Source organism: Brevibacillus parabrevis, assembly GCF_022701015.1.
In the GTDB taxonomy this organism is placed as follows: Bacteria; Bacillota; Bacilli; order Brevibacillales; family Brevibacillaceae; genus Brevibacillus; species Brevibacillus parabrevis.
On the sequence record NZ_CP064090.1, the window covers coordinates 2,950,227 to 2,967,504 of the forward strand.

Consider the following 17,278-nt stretch of genomic DNA (forward strand, 5'->3'; position numbering starts at 1 on the left):
GTGGCGAACGGAAAAAGAGGCGGGGCTTCCCTGGTAATGCCCCGCGAACACGGTGTCTGGGCCATGTTTGTCGTGCCGTACTTGTTCGGCGTATTTCTGGTGGAAAACAATGTTTTGCATTTGCTGGCCGGACCGGGCTTGCTCTGCGGCTTTATCGCGGTCAACGCGGCACTGGTCTTGATGCGGCAGCCAAAGCTCGCGCGTCAAGTGCTGCGCACCTTGCTCGTATTCGGAGGAGTGGCCGCCATATGTTTGGCCTATCCGCTGCTGCATAACGCGCTGGCCTTTTGGCCGCTCGTCGTGATGGGAATCTGCGCCGCGGGCAGCATCTGGTTTATCCGCAGCAAGCAGGAGCGGCATTTTCTCAACGATTTGCTCGGAATCGTCGGATTGACGATGCTGCTGCCTGTCTCCGCTGCGCTTGGCGGAGGCGCTCCCATGCAGGAACTGCTCACAGCGATGGCGTTGAACGTGGCGTATTTCACAGGGAGCGTCTTTTTCGTGAAAGCCGTGTTCCGCGAAAAGAACAACCGGATGTTTCAAAGCGTCGGTATCGTCTATCATCTGCTTTTGCTCGCACTGCCCTTGGTGTTGCCAGTTCCTGCGCTTTTCAGCCTGATTTTTGTTCCAGGCATCGTCAAAATGGCGATCGCGGCGAAAAAAGTCAAACTGCCTGTCAAAACAGTCGGGATCATGGAAATCGTCAACGTTCTCTGGTTTTTGGCAGGAGGCTATGTAGTGCTCGGTACGAAGCTCTTCTGAGATCCTGTTTTCAAAATGTGTTCGCTAGTAAACATGGGGAAAATCGGCTAAAGTGAAAATCGAGCAACAGAACTCATCCCTTTTATGCTCATGCGAGGACAGGGAACCACTATGAATGAATAGTGGTTCTTTATGGTAAATCGGGAGGTCAGCATGTCCAAACTAACGCTATCGCAACTGGAGTCTCACCTGTGGGAGTCAGCCAATATTTTGCGCGGAAGCATCGACTCCGCTGACTATAAAAACTATATTTTCGGACTGCTTTTTCTGAAACGCCTGAACGATGTGTTTGAGGAAAGCCAGGTGCATATTGCGCCAACAACAGGCGAGGAGGCGCGGCAGGCAGAGCATGACGCTCACCAGTTTGTCGTTCCGGCAAGCTCTCGCTGGCAGCGAATCCAGAGCGTGACGGAAGGGATCGGCGAGGCAATCAACGAAGCGCTGGCGGCATTGGAACAGGAAAACGCCACGCTTTCCGGGGTGCTGGCGACGATCGATTACAACGATTCCGAACGTTTGCCCGACCGGCTGTTGCAGCAGCTGATCAAGCACTTTTCTGCGATTTCTTTAGGAAACGCCAGTCTGACCGAGCCGGATATGCTGGGACGGGCGTACGAATATTTGATCAGACAGTTTGCAGACGATGCGGGAAAAAAGGGCGGGGAGTTTTACACGCCGAGCAAAGTGGTAGAGTTGATCGTCAAGCTGATCAAACCGGAGGAAGGCATGCGCGTGTGTGACCCGACGGCAGGGTCTGGCGGGATGCTGATTCAAACGGCCGACTACATCCGGGCAAAAGGCGGCAATCCGCGCCGTATCGCGCTGCATGGACAAGAGCGCAATCTGAAGACGTGGGCGATTGGCAAGATGAATTTGCTGTTGCATGGCTTGTGCGACCACCGGATTGAAAAAGGCGATACGATTCGCGAGCCGAAGCTGCTTGCAGACGGAGAGCTGATTTTATACGACCGGGTGATCGCCAACCCGCCGTTTAGCCTGAGCAACTGGGGGCAGGAAGAAGCGAAGGCAGATAAACTGTCCCGCTTTCGCTTCGGGATACCGCCCAAAGACAAAGGCGATCTCGCCTTCGTCCAGCACATGGTCGCAACGCTCAACCCAAACGGCAAGGCAGGCGTCGTGGTGCCAAACGGGGTGTTGTTTCGCAGCGGTGCAGAAGCGGCCATCCGCAAAGGACTTTTGGCAGAAGACCTGGTGGAAGCGGTGATCGCCCTTCCGCCGAATTTGTTTTACGGCACGGGAATCCCGGCTTGCATTTTGCTGTTGAACAAGAACAAAGAAGCGGCGAAAAGGCAGCATGTCTTTTTCCTGAATGCCACCGGGGGCTATCACGAAGGAAAAAACCAAAACTTTTTGCGCGATTCCGACGTGGAGAGCATCGTGTCTGCCTACGAACGCGGGGGGGACATCGAAAAGTATTGCAGGTTGGTCCACGAAAGCGAAATTCAGGCAAATGACTATAATTTGAATTTGGCACGCTACATCGACTCGTCCGAGCAGGAGGCGCAGATTGATGTGGGGGCAGCGCTTGTCAAGCTGCGCAGGTTGGAGGAAGAACGCAGCGAGATCGAGGGCAGAATGCTCGGCTTTTTAAAGGAGTTGGGATATGATGCCTGAGTGGAAAAAAGGGCCGCTCGGCTGGGCTGTGCATGTCCAGGGCGGTTATCCTTTCCCCTCCGCTGCGTTCGTGGACGAAGGGGTTCCCGTCGTGCGGATGAGCAACATGAAGAACGGCCGCCTGGACTTGACACAGGCCAAATGTATGGACGAGACTGCTCTGGCTGGGCACTCGGCGTATTTGCTGAAACCGGGTGATCTGCTGCTCGGCATGTCAGGCAGTATCGAAAACTTTGCCGAGGTCAAAGCGACCGACCTCCCCGCGCTATTGAACCAGCGGGTAGGCAGGTTGCAAATAAAAGACAGCTCGTTGCTGCACAGCGAATATTTGAAATACGTGGTGACCTCCAAGTGGTTTCGCGATCAAGTGTGGACGATGGCGGCTGGCGTGGCCCAGCTCAATATCAGCACGAAGCAGCTTGAATCCATTCCGGTTTGGTATCCGCCGTTGGCTGAACAGCAAAAAATCGCCTCCATTCTCGCCGCAGTAGATGGGGTGATCGAGAAGACAGAAGCGATGATCGAACAAGTCGAGGTCGTGAAAAGAGGGCTGATGCAGCAGCTGTTTACGCGTGGAATCGGTCACACTTCTTTCCGGCAAACCGAGTTGGGAACGATCCCGGCGGACTGGTCGCTGGTCAAGCTCCAGGAGATTGCCAGAGTCAAGGGCGGGAAAAGAGTGCCCAAAGGCTACAGCCTGCTGGAAGAGCAGACTCCGTATCCGTACATCCGCGTGTCCGATTTTCGCGATTATACCGTGAGCCAAAAACAACTCAAATACGTGAGCGAAGAAATTTACGGCAAAATCAAGCGCTACACGATCTCCAAGCAAGATATGTACTTGTCGATCGCGGGCATTTACCTCGGAGTGGCGGGCCGTGTTCCCGACTGTCTGGACGGCGCTCTTTTGACAGAAAATGCGGCCAAGATCACCCCGACCTCCGACCGGATCGACCTTGATTTTTTGATGTTTGCCCTTGGCTCGGAGCTTTGCCAGAAACAGATTGCCGCGTTAAAAGGCGTGACGGGAGTGCCCAAGCTCGGTCTGAAACGGGTGGAGACGCTCCTGATTCCTTTGCCGAGCCTCACCGAACAGCACAAAATCGTGGCCGGGATCAAAAGCGTGCTCGCAAAGCTTGCGATGGAAAAGGCCAAACAAACACAGCTCATCGCGATCAAAAAAGAGCTGATGCAAAAGCTTTTGACGGGCAGTGTGCGAGTGCAGGTGGATGAACGGCAGAAGGAAATGGTCTGACCGAGCTTTCCGTCTCAGGCATTTAGAAATCGCCGATGCGCGAGTGATGTCCCTGCACAGCCGCGCGCACCCCCGACTCGATCGCGCCTTGAATCCAGCCGTGATAAGCGGGCGAAGTATGCTCTCCGGCGAAAATGATCGGCCCTTCCATCGAGGTCAAGGCTGCCGACAGCTCCGTTTCCTGAAACGGCTTGAACAGGGCGAAGCCGCCACCCGCGTAAGGTTGCAGCAGCCAATGATGGGTAACTCCGGTCACAAACGTCTTGTAGACTTGCTCGCCGAACAGGACCGCAAGCTGGCGCAGCGCTTGCCAAATTTTTTCGTCATGGGACAGGCAAAGCCAGGGGAGCGCATCGTCTTCCCACGTGTAGCTCGCCAGAACGACTCCGCCAGACTGGTCAAATCCATGGCTTGGAAAGTAGGAAAAGCGCAAAGGCAGGTCTGAGATCGCTTGCCCGCCGTACAGACCAGCCTCTTCCCAAAAGCGGCGGGAAAATTGCAAGGCGATCTTCGTCGACGAGACGTAGTGCAACTGGTGGATGGCTTTCCATTTGCCAAAAGAAAACAGGTTCGACGGCTCGACGTCGATAAATTGCAGGACCGGAAACGGAATCGTAATAATCGCGATGTCGCCTGTCAGCTCAAACGGCGTTCGTGTGGCGGTGTCCACCCCGGAAAAGACGATTTGCTGCCCTTTTTGGCTGATTCGGTCCACTTTGTGATGGAAGCGGATACGTTCGTTCAGGGAGGGGGCAAACGATTGGGGAAGCAAGTCGAATCCACCCGTGATCTCATAGAAGCGGGTGGGCGTATCGAACAGGATGAAATCGCGGAAAATCTCCAGAAAAGACAGCTCCGGGAATCCTTCGAAGCCGCTCATCACTTTGATTTTGTCGACGGCAGCGGCTGAGAGCGACGTGCTGATCGGATTGTGGCGCAAAAAGTATTCCATCGAGTAGCGGTCGTATTCCTTGATGACGATGGGCCAATGCTTGGCGGGATGTTTTTTGATGAAATCGATAAGCGGCCGGATGGCCATGAGGGCAAGGGCATCGGCTGACTTGCCTTTTTCGTGCGGAGCGACGGGAAAGTGCAACAGATCAGGATTTTGCTCGTACAGACGGCGGCGTGTTTTGATCCCGTTTACGTAAATGAGATCGTTCGGCGTACTGTTGATGAACTCGTTGAGTGGCAGGCCGAATTTGGCTATATACGCCATCGTCAACAAGTGAGTGTTCGGAATGCGCATCGCTCCTGCTTCCACATAGTGCCCGTCTGTAAAAGGGGCGCGCAGCGTAAGCACTCTCCCTCCTACTCGTTCCGAGGCTTCCACGATCGTGACATGATGCCCGGCTTGTTTCAGCAGCGAGCCGGCTACCAGACCGGCGATGCCAGCGCCTGCGATCAAAACCTTTTTCGGTTGTGTTGTCCGAGGTAGGCCATCGCGAATGATCGATAGCATCTGCGCTTCGCTCAAGGGTGATGAAGTCTTTTCCATGCTGCTTCTCCTTTTTCTGCTTGTGAAAATAGCGTATTCTGCGCTGGGCGCAATTGTGTTTGCTAGATTCCAATTCCATCCAATGCGTGGTAAACTGGGGATGGAAAGAAATGAGAACGTGTGATCGGGGGTATAGGCATGCTGCCTGCTAATGTGATTTGGAAGCCGCATAGCGGATTGGGCTTCGAGCATCTGGAAATTAGCGAGAGCAATGAGCGGTTGATTTTTGACAGCCTTGTAATGGGGATGAACGAACAGGGCGAATGGGTGAGAACCCACTATGTCATTGAACTGGATAGCAAGTGGGCGACGAGAAAAGTAACGATTCGTCACCTGGGAAAAACAGACGGACTGTGCCTTTTGTCAGATGGGCAGGGGGAGTGGACAAATGCGGAAGGTGAGCCAATCCCCGAACTGGCGGGCTGTGTGGATATTGACATTTCCTGCACGCCGTTTACGAATACGCTGCCGATCAGAAGGCTGTCATTTGCCCCGCATGTGCCGCAGGAGATTGACGTCGTGTACTTTTCGGCTTACGAGTTGACTTGGCGGCGAGTGAGGCAGCAATATACGCTGCTTTCGGCTGATGCGGGTTCGTCTGTCTTTGAGTATCGGGCGGGTTCATTTGTGGAAAACATCACGGTCGATGAGCAGGGGCTTGTGCTGGCGTATCCGGACTTGTTTGTGCGCGAAAATCTGGCAGTGGCGGAAGCAGGCAAGGCATAGGAAGGGGGGATGTTTCGTCATGGCAGACCGTTTTATAGCCGCTGTGATGACCAGCTTCCTGTTTACGCTCGGCGCCGCACTCATCTTTTTTCACGATCGCTTCATGATGTTGCCTACAGCCATGATTACCTTTCCGCTGGTTTTTGCGTGTGGCATCCCTGCTTCCCTCGTGATCGATCGGTTGATGCGATTGCTGCGTCTGAACAGGAGTGCCGGAGTGGTTTTCGTGGAGCTGGCTCTTTACGGTGCAGCCGGAATAGGCGTGACCGTCTTGTTGTTCTGGAAGGTCGGCGGGGTATTTTTTAGCGCAGGTTCGCCTATGTATTACATGGGCGTGGCAGCTTCTGTGCTGTACGGGCTGTGTCTGTTTGCCCTCAGAAGAAAAAGGCGGTCTGAGGTGGAGCGCTGCTCATAGAAGGACAAGGGCTTATTAGTGTCAAGGAGGCGAGGAAGATGGGAACGGTGGAAAAAGCAATTGCACTTGCGGCTCAAGCGCATGCGGGCCAAACCGACAAAGGCAATCACCCGTACATCCTGCATCCGTTGCGGGTCATGCTGAAAATGCCGACGGATGAGACGCGAATCGCGGCGGTTTTGCACGACGTTTTGGAAGACACGGCGATCACGGAGGAAGATTTGCGGGCGGCAGGTTTTTCCCAAGCGATTGTTTCAGCCGTGATTGCCCTGACCAGACGCGAAGGCGAAAGCTATCCAGACTTTATCAGGCGGGCCAGCGAAGACCCGATTGCCCGAGTGGTGAAGCTGGGCGACATCGAGGACAATCTCGACTTGTCGCGGATTGCAGTGCCTACCGAGCAAGACCGGGAAAGGCAGAAGCGCTACGAGGAAGCCGCGAAGCTTTTGCGGCTGCGCTCCTAGTGCGAAGCGAAACAGCCAGTCAAGAGCGATGGGTCGCTGTCATTCTTGACGGCTGCCGGAACGGTGCGCTATAGTGAAACTAACCTTATCAAGGGAGAGATGTTGATGTCGGCGGTAGTTCTTAACTAGATCAATTCCATATCGAAGGCAAGGAGTAATCCCACCAAAATTTTGCGCTGTTTGCAAAGTTTATTTGCGTTGGCCCATTTCCTGCCTTGGAATTAGTTAAGAACAACGGATATCATCACTGCTCCAGGTTTTCAACCTATCATTGCGCCCAAATCCGTGCTGTGTTCAGCGCGGTTTTTTTATTCCCTTTTTGGATCGTTTGCCTGCTTTTTGATCAAGCGGCTGGCGGTCTTGTTAGGGTACGGTTTGCGTGCGCATCGGTAGGGATGGACCCAAAAAGAGGGCGGAGAATGACGTTTGTTCATTCTCCGCCCTTTTTTTCGTTGAGGGGCATACACGATAAAAGCAAAAGGAGCGATTTACTTTGAACGAAAAAGCATTGCAACGACTGGAATACGACAAAATCAAAGCAACATTGATGGAGTACGCCGTATCGTACGCCGGGAGACAGCACGTCGAACAGCTGCAGCCGCTCGATTCAGCCAAAGTGCTGCGCAAAAAACTGGACGAAACCGCCGAGGCCAAAGCGCTGTTGCAGCAAGGGGCGAGCGTTCCTGTTCCTTCGCTGGAAGGAATGGAGATGATTTTGTCCCTGCTGGGAACGGGGTATGTGTTCACGGAACAAGACTTTTCCCATCTGCATCAGTTTCTCGTGAGCTGCGCCCAGCTTTCCAAGTACATGGCGAGCAAAGCGGAAGCGGCGCCGCGTGTCAGCTCTTACGCGACGACGATGTACACGCTGAGTCGGTTGAAGACGGAAATCGAGCAGTGCATCCGGCACGGTCAGGTGGTGGATACGGCGAGCAAAGATTTGCTGAAAACACGCAAGCGAATCGTCGTCTTTGAAGAGCGGCTCAAACGGCAGCTCGATACGCTGATGAACAAATACCGTTCGATTTTGCAAGAAAACATGATCAGCATGCGCAACGGAAGATACGTGCTGCCGATTAAAAAAGAGCATCGCCGACAAGTGGCAGGCAGTGTGCTGGACGAATCGGCGAGCGGGCAAACGGTCTATATGGAGCCTGCGGAGATCGGAGCGGTGCAGTTCGAGCTGTCCGCGCTGAAAGCAGAAGAGGCGCGGGAAGTGACGAAAGTGCTGATGCAGTTGTCGGCAGTGGCCGAAGAATTTTCGCAAGAGCTGCATGTGAACGTGGACACAGTCGGGATGTACGACTTTTTGTTCGCCAAAGCGAAGTACGCCTTGGCGTTGGGCGCAGTGAATGTGGAGTTGAATGAACAGGGACGGATTGACGTCAAGGAAGCGCGTCACCCGTTAATGGGGCGGCAGATGGTTCCGCTCGATGTTCAGATTGGCAAAAGCTTTCAGACGCTGGTCATTACCGGGCCGAATACGGGCGGAAAAACGTTGACGCTCAAAACGGTCGGCCTTTTGACCGCGATGGTGCAATCGGGTTTGCTGGTGCCTGTGAAGGAAGGCAGCCAGTTTGCCATTTTCCGCAACATCGCCGTCGATATTGGCGACGGGCAGAGCATCGAGCATGCGTTGAGTACGTTTTCCGCGCACATTCGCAACGTCATCGAAATTTTGCAGGTCACCGATCATTCGACTCTCGTGCTGATTGACGAGATGGCTTCCGGCACCGATCCGGGGGAAGGGGTGGCTTTGTCGATTGCTATTTTGGAGGAGCTACACAAGCGGGGCGCGACGGTGATCGCGACGACTCATTTTAACGAGATCAAAAATTTTGCAAGTGCGACCGCAGGCTTCCAAAATGCGCGCATGGAGTTTGACGAAGAGACGTTGCAGCCGCTCTATCGCTTGCGGATTGGCGAGGCGGGCCACAGCTATGCCTTTTTAATCGCGATGAAGCTGGGGATTCCGCGAGCCATGATCGAGCGTTCGCAAGAGATTAACCAGCATGGTTTTGCCCGGACGCAAGCGGGGATGGCTTCCGAGGTGGGGCAAGCAGGAGGGGAGGATTTTGTTCATCGGGTCGAGGAGAAGGAAGCGGAGAGGGAGGCAGGGCAAGGGCAAGGGCAAGGCTTCTTGGGGGGAGCTTTGGTGGAGCAGATGGGTTCTGCCGAACAGGTGGTTGCGGTAGAATCGGAGTTGTTGGGTAGCTCAGAGTGGCTGGGTAACGCGGAACGGTCAGGTGGTGGAGAACGACTGGATAGCGGAGATCGGCATGGTGACGGAGAACGGTCAAGTAGCGAAAAAAGGTCTGATAGCTCAGCTCGATCAGCCAGCACAGAACTAGCAAAGCAAGAGTCACAGGCAGACTCCCCTCCCCCCGCGCTCAGCGGCAGAAAGCGTTTTGCCATCGGAGATTGCGTCTTCGTGTCTTCGTTAGGCCGGACGGGTATCGTGTGCACGGTGGAGGATGGCAAAGGGAACGTGGGCGTGCTGATTCAAAATCAGAAATTCAAAATCAACCAAAAGCGTCTCACCCTGCACATTGAGGGCAAGGAGCTGTATCCGGACGATTACGACATGGACATCGTGTTTGAAACAAAAGAAAACCGTAAAAAACGCAAGCTGATGGGGCGCAAGCATGTGGACGGACTTTCTATCGAAACGAAGCGGGAAGAATAAGTGCTCAAAGCGATAGGGATAGCTTTAAAAGGTTGTTTGAAATAACTGGGAGAGAGACTGAATCGGAGGTCAAGACGGAAAGGCGTAGCCCCCGAAGGTTGTTTGAAAGAATCGGGAGGAAAGAGCGGTCAAGGCGAAAGGTGTAGCTCCCGATGATGGTTTGAAAGAATCGGGAGAAAAGAGCGGTCAAGGCGAAAGGTGTAGCTCCCGAAGATATTTGAAAGAATCAGGAGGAAAGAGCAGTCAAGACGGAAAGGCGTAGCCTCGAAGGTTGTTTGAAAGAATGGTAAGGTAAAAATTATAAATAAGACAATCACAGCTTCGTTAAGCTATTTGAAAGAACCGGGAGGAATAGGCGGGTCAGAACGACAGTCACACTCTCCCGTAGATCGTCCATAAAACCAGGCTGAACCAAAGACAAGGTGGAGAAAAAACGCGCGCGCCGTTCCATCGCTCCACCTGCCTTCAGCCGGAGAGAAGCCCGCTGGCGATCTACAGGAAAAACAGCTCAAATGCCGCTCGCATCTGACGTATAATGGAAAAGCTTTGGCACGTGGCTATTAGCAGCAAGTGAGACTATTTTGCCTGCGGGATGCCATGTTGCCAGTTTATTCAACCAAAAAAGAGGTGAGAAAAATGACACAGGCAAATCCGTGGAAAGCGGAGTGGGACGTCACGCAGGAGCTGGCGCAAGCATTGATCTACAGCCAGTTTCCCGCGCTTTCGTCCATGCGGGTAAAGCGGCTGGGAGACGGATGGGACAATACGGTTTATCTGGTTGGAGCAAAATACGTCTTTCGCTTCCCGCGCAGAAAACTCGCCGTGGAGCTGATCGGACGAGAAGGCCGACTTTTGCCCAAGCTTGCTCCGTACGTAACACTCCCGTATGCAAAGCCGCTTTTTTACGGGGAAGGGACGCCCGAGTATCCCGTGCCGTTTTTGGGGTACGTGTATGTGCAGGGAGAGTTTCCAGTAGGGCTGACTGACGAGCAACGGGCGTCATCCGGGCCGCTCCTGGCGCGATTTTTAAAGCGGCTGCATGCCTTCCCCGTAGCAATTGCCAAAGAGAACGGCGTGCTTGCTGATCACCGGGCCTTGCTGGATGTTGCAGCACGAAAAGCAAAAATGGTCCAGCTGCTGGCTGATCCGCACTTGCCTTTCGAGGAAAGCGACCGATCGCTCCTTATGGATTACTTGCACGACCTGAATGCGAAACGTCTGCAGCCGAAGGAAGTGTTCATGCATGGCGATCTGCACTTCAAAAATATGCTGGTGACTCCAAACGGGCAGATCGCAGGAATCGTTGATTGGGGAGACATGTGCATCGGACATCCCGGCTGTGATCTGAACATCGCCTACAGCTTTTTGCCGCCAGAGGCGCGGGATGATTTTTTCCGTGAATACGGCGAAGTGGACGAGGAAACGAAGCTGTTGGCTCGTCTGATGGCTGTGTACATTCCGATGTTGATTTACAGGCAGGCAAAAGACACGGGCGATACACGGGTGGCACAAGAGGCGAGGGACATAATCAAGCGCGCCCTGGCCGAATCTTGCTAAGGCTTGCGGGCGCGCCATGTATGGAAAAGACGTTTTCAGGCTCGGCTATCGCTCAGCTGTCCGATCCCCAGCTCGCCCATTTTTCGATACAGGGTGCTGCGGGCGATGCCGAGTTTTTTCGCTGCGGCGCTCATGGAAGGAGCATCCTGAATCGCCTGGAGAATGGTTTGCTTCTCCAACGTCCGCAGCAACGGAGACGGATCGTCTGCCTGGGGTGCTTGCTCAGTGCTGGTCGTCCAAGCCCACTCTGGCGGCAGGTGTTGGACGGAAATCCTTGCTTCGGAAAAGGCGTGCAAAAAGGCGCGTTCCATCACATTTCGCAGCTCGCGGATATTGCCCGGCCAGGAGTGCTGATGCAGGGCGAGCAGGGCCGTTTCGCAAAGGGCGTTTGGCCCGCCTTTGTATTGTTCGTGCAGTTGCCCGAGAAACTCCTTTGCCAAAGCGGCGATGTCTTCCTTTCGCTCGCGCAGCGGCGGGATGCGAATCGGCAGGACGTTTAACCGATAGAACAGGTCAGCGCGGAACAACCCGTTTCGCACATCCTCCTCCAAAAGTCGATTGGTCGCGGCGATGATCCGCACATCCAGCTCTTTTTCCGTATGGGAGCCAAGCCGCGTGACTTTTTTCTCCTCCAGCACGCGCAACAGCAGCACTTGATGTTCAAGCGTCATTTCTCCGATTTCATCGAGAAACAAGGTGCCGTGGTTTGACGTTTCGAATTTTCCGATTTGCCCGCCCTTTTTTGCCCCCGTAAAGGCACCATCTGCATAGCCGAACAACTCGCTCGCCAGCAAATCTTTGGGGAGCGAAGCGATATTGACCGCGATGAACGGCCCGTCTTTGCGTGGGCTGGAATCGTGGATCGCTTTGGCTAACACTTCTTTGCCGCAACCTGTTTCGCCCAATAACAGCGTATGGGAAAGCGAAGCCGCGGCAATCCGCGCTGTTTGCAACTGCTTGCGGTATAGCGGACTGTTCGTGGCGATCGCCGGGAAAACATGCGGTTCTGTGCGGGCAGGCAAGGGAGCGGTTCGCGTGCGCAACAAATAAAGCCGCGTCCCGGCAGCATCCTCCAAGGACTGTTCTTCGATGCTCCAGTCTTTTTCCAAGGAAGTCCACCATTGTTCTTCCAACGTCATTCCGGTGTGAAGACCGCATTGCTCACGAGCCGTGCGGGAGGCGAACACGACCGTGCGGGCTGCATCCAGCGCAAGGATCGGCTCGCGGCTTTTTTCTCCCCATAAAAAGAGCAAGCGGCGCCAATCGGGCTGCGGATGGATGGACAAGCTTGAGGCAGTGTCAGTGTGCTGCGCGACATGCAAGCTAGTAGCTGACTCGGACAGATTGCTTGCTTGAGAAGGTGTGTTGGGACGAGAGGCAGGGCAAAAGCTTGAACCTGGTGTGAACAAGAACGGCAGCGGTGTTTTGGAGCAAGCAGGGTTGTGCCATTCTTCCATTCGCTGTAAGCGGTGTATAGGGCAAAGGCTGTCTGGCATGGCGGAGGAAGAGCAGGCAGGAGCCGTGCATGACAAAAGAATCGTTTGCACGTGTGAATGGTGGTGCAATCTGTGCTGGTAAAAGGAATCAGGAGGGTGATAGAGTGCGTGAGAGACAGCGCGATGATGCGAACGCCCGATGACGGATGAAGCTCCGATTAACGAGAGTAGCACGCCGGCTTCAGTAATGGTACTCGCATCCCTTCTTGGTAAAATGGTTGATTGTGGCTGTCCGATTGTGGGACAAGTGTACGAAAAGAAAACAGGGGAAAACAAGCATGGGCAGTCGCAAGCTGACCTGTTTTGCGACAGGCTCTCCACTTAGTATACAGAAAAATATAGGCAAAAGAATCGCGAATGGTTAATTTTTAAGAATTTTCCGTCATTGGCATGCATGTTGCTTCCATCCTTCACTGAGCAGCACTCATTCTACAGCAGATAAAGGAGGATGCAGCATGCCAGAAGTATTATTTCGCGTCGACTTGAACAAACCGATGGAGGAACAGGATACACCCGGACACAATCGATGGCATCCTGACATTCCCGCGACAGTATCCGTCAATCCCGGAGCGGTTTTCCGCATCGAATGCAAAGACTGGACGGATGGACAAATCAGCAACAACGACGATCCGTCAGATATACGCGACGTCAACCTCAATCGCGTGCACGTGCTGAGCGGGCCGATTTGGGTCAACGGAGCACAGCCTGGCGATCTTTTGGTCGTCGATATTTTGGATATTGGAGCGTTGCCGCAATCGGAATGGGGCTTCAACGGCATTTTCGCCAGGGAGAATGGCGGTAGCTTCCTCGTCGATCACTACCCGACAGCCGCGAAATCGATCTGGGATTTTCACGGCATCTACACCTCTTCCCGCCACTTGCCGGGAGTCAAATTTCCGGGGATTCTCCATCCCGGCCTGATCGGAACGGCGCCGTCTCATCAGCTGCTGGATCGCTGGAACCGCAGAGAACGCGATCTGGTCTTGACCGATCCGGAGCGCGTGCCGCCGTTGGCGAATCTGCCCACCCCGCACAGTGCTGTTTTGGGCAGCTTGAAGGGAGCCGAGTTTGAGCGAATTGCGCGGGAAGCGGCTCGTACCGTGCCTCCCCGCGAGCACGGCGGCAACTGCGATATCAAGAACTTGTCCAAAGGGACGAGAATTTACTTCCCTGTCTATGTGGAAGGCGCGAAGCTGTCCATGGGCGACCTGCACTTTTCGCAAGGGGATGGAGAAATTACGTTTTGCGGCGGCATCGAGATGGCGGGCTGGCTCGACTTGCATGTCGACGTGATCAAGGGCGGCATGGCGAAGTACAACATCATCAACAATCCGGTGTTCAAGCCAGGCCCGGTAGAGCCGCACTTTACGGAATACCTCGTGTTTGAAGGAATTTCCGTACACGAGACGACCGGACAGCAATTGTACATGGACGCGCATGTTGCCTATCGCAACGCTTGCCTGAACGCGATTGAGTATTTGAAAACCGTGATGGGCTTTACGGGCGAGCAGGCGTACATGCTGCTGGGAACCGCGCCAGTGGAGGGACGGATCGCCGGAATCGTCGACATTCCGAACGCTTGCTGCACGATTTCGATTCCGACCAGCATCTTCGACCGCGATATTTTGCCGAGGTAAAAGGCGACCACCGAGCGGAAAAATTGCCGAAAAAGGAGCAGAGACGATGCCGAGATACGACTATTTGTGCGAACAATGTGGCCCGTTCATCCAATGGTTGAAAATAAGCGAAGTGACTGATTCCGTCGACTGCCCGGAATGCCAAAAGCAGTCAAAGCGGCTGTATTCCGCTCCGGGACTGATTTTTACGCCACAAGCACTGCGGCAAAGAATCGAGCGCGGCGTGGAGCCGAAAGTGGTGCAAAAAGAGTCGCATGGACATCACGGAGCGGGATGCAGCCACGGACATGCCCACGGGCAGCACGCACCTGCTCGCCAGCACGGGAGCAAGCGGCCTTGGATGGTGGGGCATTAGTTCGTCAGTTCGACAAGTGACGCCTGTAGCTTGCGATGGATGATGGCATCTGTAAACATGAAGCAACCTGAGTTCGATGAATGCTGAGCTCAGGTTGCTTCATGGATTTTTATTTCCTGTCTTCCTGACAAATTAATTTTTGATCCATAGACTGTTAAGTGGTAAAAAGTGGTAGTAAAGAATTGAGGGAATGATATAAATAAAGAATCCTTCAAAATCGAGTAATCTCAACAGGATGTTTCCTTTCGAGAGCAAAGAGAAAAATAATGCTACCATGATCCCCGATAGGATATATAGACCGACATTAAACCAATACCTTTTGACAAGAGAGGTAAATGCTATTCTACTTTCCATTTTCTCAATGAAGATGGAGAAAGGTATCCCGACGATTATCAAAAACGGAACCGAGTACGTGAGATATATAAGCAGTAAACTAAAGTATGAAAAGTAATATGTATTTGCTTCGCGCATATTCATTGGAGTGTATTCTATAAAAGCCAACAAGGCACAATAAAAAATAGCAGTAAATAGGGCTGATAATAGTTTGTTCACCTTTATTTCCCCCTTTAACCTACAACCGTAAGCGTTTCTAGTAAAAATGAAGTAACCTGAGTTCGTGATTCATACAGACGGACAGACTCAGGTTACTTAACGTGTTTTTTTATTTCCTGTCTATTTTACAGAGGGCAGTTCAGAAGCGAGACTCTCGCTTTTTTTCATAGCAAATCAACCATGACAGGCACACCAACCACACTAACGGGCAGGCGAAAGCAACTGACTCATCCGCTGCTCGACTTGCACCTCCAGCAGCCCGTACACTTCGATCGCGAGACAGACGTCCATGAAGTGCTTGTTGACAGCCAGCGAGATACCGAGTATTTCCTCGATGCGCCTGATCCGGTAAATAAGAGTGTTAAGATGGATGTTCAAGCTTTGCGCCGTTTCTTTCATTTTCAGGCTGTTGGCTACATAGGCAGCAAGCGTTTGCAAAAATTCCCGTTTGCGCGATTTTTCATAGGAGAGGAGCGGCCCCAATACTTCCAGCACGTAGTCGGTCAGCTCGTCCGCACTGTTTTGCAAGAGCAGGCGCTTGCCTCCCAGCTCGCTGTAGCTGATGTAGGACGAGCCTGTTTTGTAATTTTTCAAAAATTGCAGGCACTTGACCGCTTCTTCCGACGATTTGTACACCTCGGAAAGCCCGCGCTTGACGCTGCCGATTCCAAAGGCTGCACGCAGCCCCCACTTTTTGTTCGCCACGTAGTCGGCAAACATTTGGCACTGTTCCTTCAAGTAGCGTTGAGCCTCTGCTTCGGCAACCGATTGCGGATAGGACAGCAGCAAAATGAGGTGATCGTGTCTGGCTACGATCAAGCCGTGCGGGAAGCGCTTCAGGAACAAGTCTGCCGCCAGCTGTGTCAAGTGTCTGCGTACCGTCAAAATCAAAGAGTACAGCTCGGCAAAGTCGAGCTTGTCTGCTTCGAAATGAATCGTCAGTACCTGATAAAACCGACTCGCATCCAGCTGCAAATGCTTCGCCTGCTCAGTCAGCTGCTCGCTCATCCTGCCCGCAAACAATTCTTCGATAAACTGTCCTTTCAAGTTTTGCTCGGTTTCAAAAATCGCCTGTTTCTTCACCAGCTCAAAGGAAATGACGGTGCTGGCATGCTCCAAAGCTGCGCGATCGACTTCTTCCAGCGCTTCCGTGGTGACGATGACGAGATAGCCGAGAAAATTCGCTTTCGCCCCGATCGGGAACAGGACGCAATCGATCAAGGTATGGGGCGCTTCCGGCAGCGGGAGCGAGGTCGCCTTGACGAGCAGCGGGTGGAGAAAAGCGCGGAGGTTGGCAAGCTGATTTTGCGTAGCTGCTGGAAGCGGCTCGACCGAAGCGACAATCAGTTCACCCGTCTGATCCAGCAACAGGCACGTTTTTCCCAGCAACTGATGCAAATACGTAAAGATCGCCTGCAAGCCTTCTCCGTGCAACACAAGTCGCGCCAGGTGCTGATGAATTTCCAGCGAGCGGTTCAGCAGCTGGTTTTGCCGATTCATTTGCACGTTCAGTTCTTCCAGCAAGGAAATCGAGTTTTCTTGCGCCCGGTACAGATTGGCTTTTTCCAGCGCGACAGCGGCTTGATGGGAGATCGCCTCCAAAAGCTGCAAATCTTCCGGCTGAAACGATTTGTGCGGGTGGAAGCAGTCCAGCGTGATGACTCCGATGCACTCGCCGTTGGTCATGATCGGGGCACAGGCGGCTGAGTACGGAAAAATCGGATCGGCTGCCGTGAGCCTGGCCTGGTTGCCCGGTGACATGGTGCGCGTAGCCTGATAGACACTGTCCCGGTCAGGGAAATGCGTGCAAGCCTTGTTCAAAAAAGTGATGCCGGTCATCGATTCTCCCGGCTTGAGGCGGACGACGGAGAGAATGTCGTTGCTGCGCAAGAAAATGCTTTTGGCGACGAGCATGTCTTCCTCTGGATCGTACAAAAACAAATAGCCTTCATCCGCAGCTTCGATGACGGCCAGCGTCTCCCGCATAATCGTGTTGAAGACCATATCGAGATTCAGGGTAGAGTTGATCGCGTTGGACACTTGAATCAGCATTTGCAACTGTCTGTGACTCAGCTCTCGTTTCATAGGGCCACCCTTTTGTTTGCAAAATTTTGATAATCGCTTATGGAAGCTTCATCCAACTTTCATTATAGAAAATCCCGGGGGCAATGACTATGGCGGTCTCGGTTTTTTCGTTAAAACTTACAAGTTTTCCTCGCGAAATTCATAGAAACATACGT

Annotated in this window: 13 protein-coding genes; 10 read left to right on the forward strand and 3 right to left on the reverse strand. The window is 53.3% G+C overall.

What is annotated here, in order from left to right:
• From IRJ17_RS14080 to IRJ17_RS14090, 3 genes are all read left to right on the forward strand, one after another.
• Positions 1-762 (forward strand): YwiC-like family protein, encoded by a 762-nt coding sequence (locus tag IRJ17_RS14080; RefSeq protein WP_122964878.1) that lies wholly within the window; start codon positions 1-3, stop codon positions 760-762.
• A gap of 153 nt (positions 763-915) precedes the next feature.
• Complete coding sequence (locus tag IRJ17_RS14085) at positions 916-2,397, forward strand: type I restriction-modification system subunit M (protein ID WP_242775108.1); 1,482 nt, start codon at positions 916-918, stop codon at positions 2,395-2,397.
• A complete protein-coding gene (locus IRJ17_RS14090; RefSeq protein WP_242775110.1) occupies positions 2,390-3,652 on the forward strand; it encodes a restriction endonuclease subunit S in 1,263 nt (420 codons plus the stop codon). The genes IRJ17_RS14085 and IRJ17_RS14090 overlap by 8 nt, the downstream gene beginning before the upstream one ends.
• A gap of 22 nt (positions 3,653-3,674) precedes the next feature.
• Here the strand turns inward: IRJ17_RS14090 and IRJ17_RS14095 are convergent, their stop codons facing one another.
• Complete coding sequence (locus IRJ17_RS14095; protein ID WP_173596971.1) at positions 3,675-5,150, reverse strand: flavin monoamine oxidase family protein; 1,476 nt, start codon at positions 5,148-5,150, stop codon at positions 3,675-3,677.
• A 138-nt stretch (positions 5,151-5,288) separates the two neighbouring features.
• On the opposite strand from IRJ17_RS14095, the gene IRJ17_RS14100 reads away from it, so the two are divergent.
• The 5 genes from IRJ17_RS14100 to IRJ17_RS14120 all read left to right on the forward strand — a co-directional run bounded on the left by IRJ17_RS14100 (position 5,289) and on the right by IRJ17_RS14120 (position 10,998).
• Positions 5,289-5,876, forward strand: coding sequence for a putative glycolipid-binding domain-containing protein (locus tag IRJ17_RS14100; RefSeq protein WP_173599845.1), 588 nt, complete (start codon positions 5,289-5,291; stop codon positions 5,874-5,876).
• Positions 5,877-5,895: 19 nt separating this feature from the next.
• A complete protein-coding gene (locus tag IRJ17_RS14105; RefSeq protein WP_242775113.1) occupies positions 5,896-6,291 on the forward strand; it encodes a hypothetical protein in 396 nt (131 codons plus the stop codon).
• Positions 6,292-6,329: 38 nt separating this feature from the next.
• Complete coding sequence (locus IRJ17_RS14110) at positions 6,330-6,755, forward strand: HD domain-containing protein (protein ID WP_122964883.1); 426 nt, start codon at positions 6,330-6,332, stop codon at positions 6,753-6,755.
• A gap of 493 nt (positions 6,756-7,248) precedes the next feature.
• Positions 7,249-9,441 (forward strand): endonuclease MutS2, encoded by a 2,193-nt coding sequence (locus IRJ17_RS14115; RefSeq protein WP_242775116.1) that lies wholly within the window; start codon positions 7,249-7,251, stop codon positions 9,439-9,441.
• Positions 9,442-10,077: 636 nt separating this feature from the next.
• A complete protein-coding gene (locus IRJ17_RS14120; RefSeq protein WP_122964885.1) occupies positions 10,078-10,998 on the forward strand; it encodes a phosphotransferase in 921 nt (306 codons plus the stop codon).
• A gap of 35 nt (positions 10,999-11,033) precedes the next feature.
• On the opposite strand, the gene IRJ17_RS14125 is transcribed toward IRJ17_RS14120, so the two are convergent.
• Positions 11,034-12,320: a sigma-54 interaction domain-containing protein gene (locus tag IRJ17_RS14125; RefSeq protein ID WP_242775118.1), complete on the reverse strand. Its 1,287-nt coding sequence runs from the start codon at positions 12,318-12,320 to the stop codon at positions 11,034-11,036.
• Positions 12,321-12,949: 629 nt separating this feature from the next.
• Here IRJ17_RS14125 and fmdA point away from each other — a divergent pair.
• A complete protein-coding gene (fmdA, locus tag IRJ17_RS14130; RefSeq protein WP_122964887.1) occupies positions 12,950-14,131 on the forward strand; it encodes a formamidase in 1,182 nt (393 codons plus the stop codon).
• A 46-nt stretch (positions 14,132-14,177) separates the two neighbouring features.
• Positions 14,178-14,486 (forward strand): FmdB family zinc ribbon protein, encoded by a 309-nt coding sequence (locus IRJ17_RS14135; protein ID WP_122964888.1) that lies wholly within the window; start codon positions 14,178-14,180, stop codon positions 14,484-14,486.
• A gap of 753 nt (positions 14,487-15,239) precedes the next feature.
• Here IRJ17_RS14135 and IRJ17_RS14140 read toward each other — a convergent pair.
• A complete protein-coding gene (locus IRJ17_RS14140; RefSeq protein ID WP_122964890.1) occupies positions 15,240-17,123 on the reverse strand; it encodes a helix-turn-helix domain-containing protein in 1,884 nt (627 codons plus the stop codon).
• Positions 17,124-17,278: the final 155 nt, after the last annotated feature.

What these genes read in the sequence shown, in the direction of transcription:
- IRJ17_RS14090 (WP_242775110.1), top strand. Translation starts at nt 2,390, where the DNA reads ATGCCTGAGTGGAAAAAAGGGCCGCTCGGCTGGGCTGTGCATGTCCAG.
- IRJ17_RS14095 (WP_173596971.1), bottom strand. Translation starts at nt 5,150, where the DNA reads ATGGAAAAGACTTCATCACCCTTGAGCGAAGCGCAGATGCTATCGATC.
- IRJ17_RS14105 (WP_242775113.1), top strand. Translation starts at nt 5,896, where the DNA reads ATGGCAGACCGTTTTATAGCCGCTGTGATGACCAGCTTCCTGTTTACG.
- IRJ17_RS14135 (WP_122964888.1), top strand. Translation starts at nt 14,178, where the DNA reads ATGCCGAGATACGACTATTTGTGCGAACAATGTGGCCCGTTCATCCAA.
- IRJ17_RS14100 (WP_173599845.1), top strand. Translation starts at nt 5,289, where the DNA reads ATGCTGCCTGCTAATGTGATTTGGAAGCCGCATAGCGGATTGGGCTTC.
- IRJ17_RS14140 (WP_122964890.1), bottom strand. Translation starts at nt 17,123, where the DNA reads ATGAAACGAGAGCTGAGTCACAGACAGTTGCAAATGCTGATTCAAGTG.
- IRJ17_RS14120 (WP_122964885.1), top strand. Translation starts at nt 10,078, where the DNA reads ATGACACAGGCAAATCCGTGGAAAGCGGAGTGGGACGTCACGCAGGAG.
- IRJ17_RS14085 (WP_242775108.1), top strand. Translation starts at nt 916, where the DNA reads ATGTCCAAACTAACGCTATCGCAACTGGAGTCTCACCTGTGGGAGTCA.
- IRJ17_RS14110 (WP_122964883.1), top strand. Translation starts at nt 6,330, where the DNA reads ATGGGAACGGTGGAAAAAGCAATTGCACTTGCGGCTCAAGCGCATGCG.
- fmdA (WP_122964887.1), top strand. Translation starts at nt 12,950, where the DNA reads ATGCCAGAAGTATTATTTCGCGTCGACTTGAACAAACCGATGGAGGAA.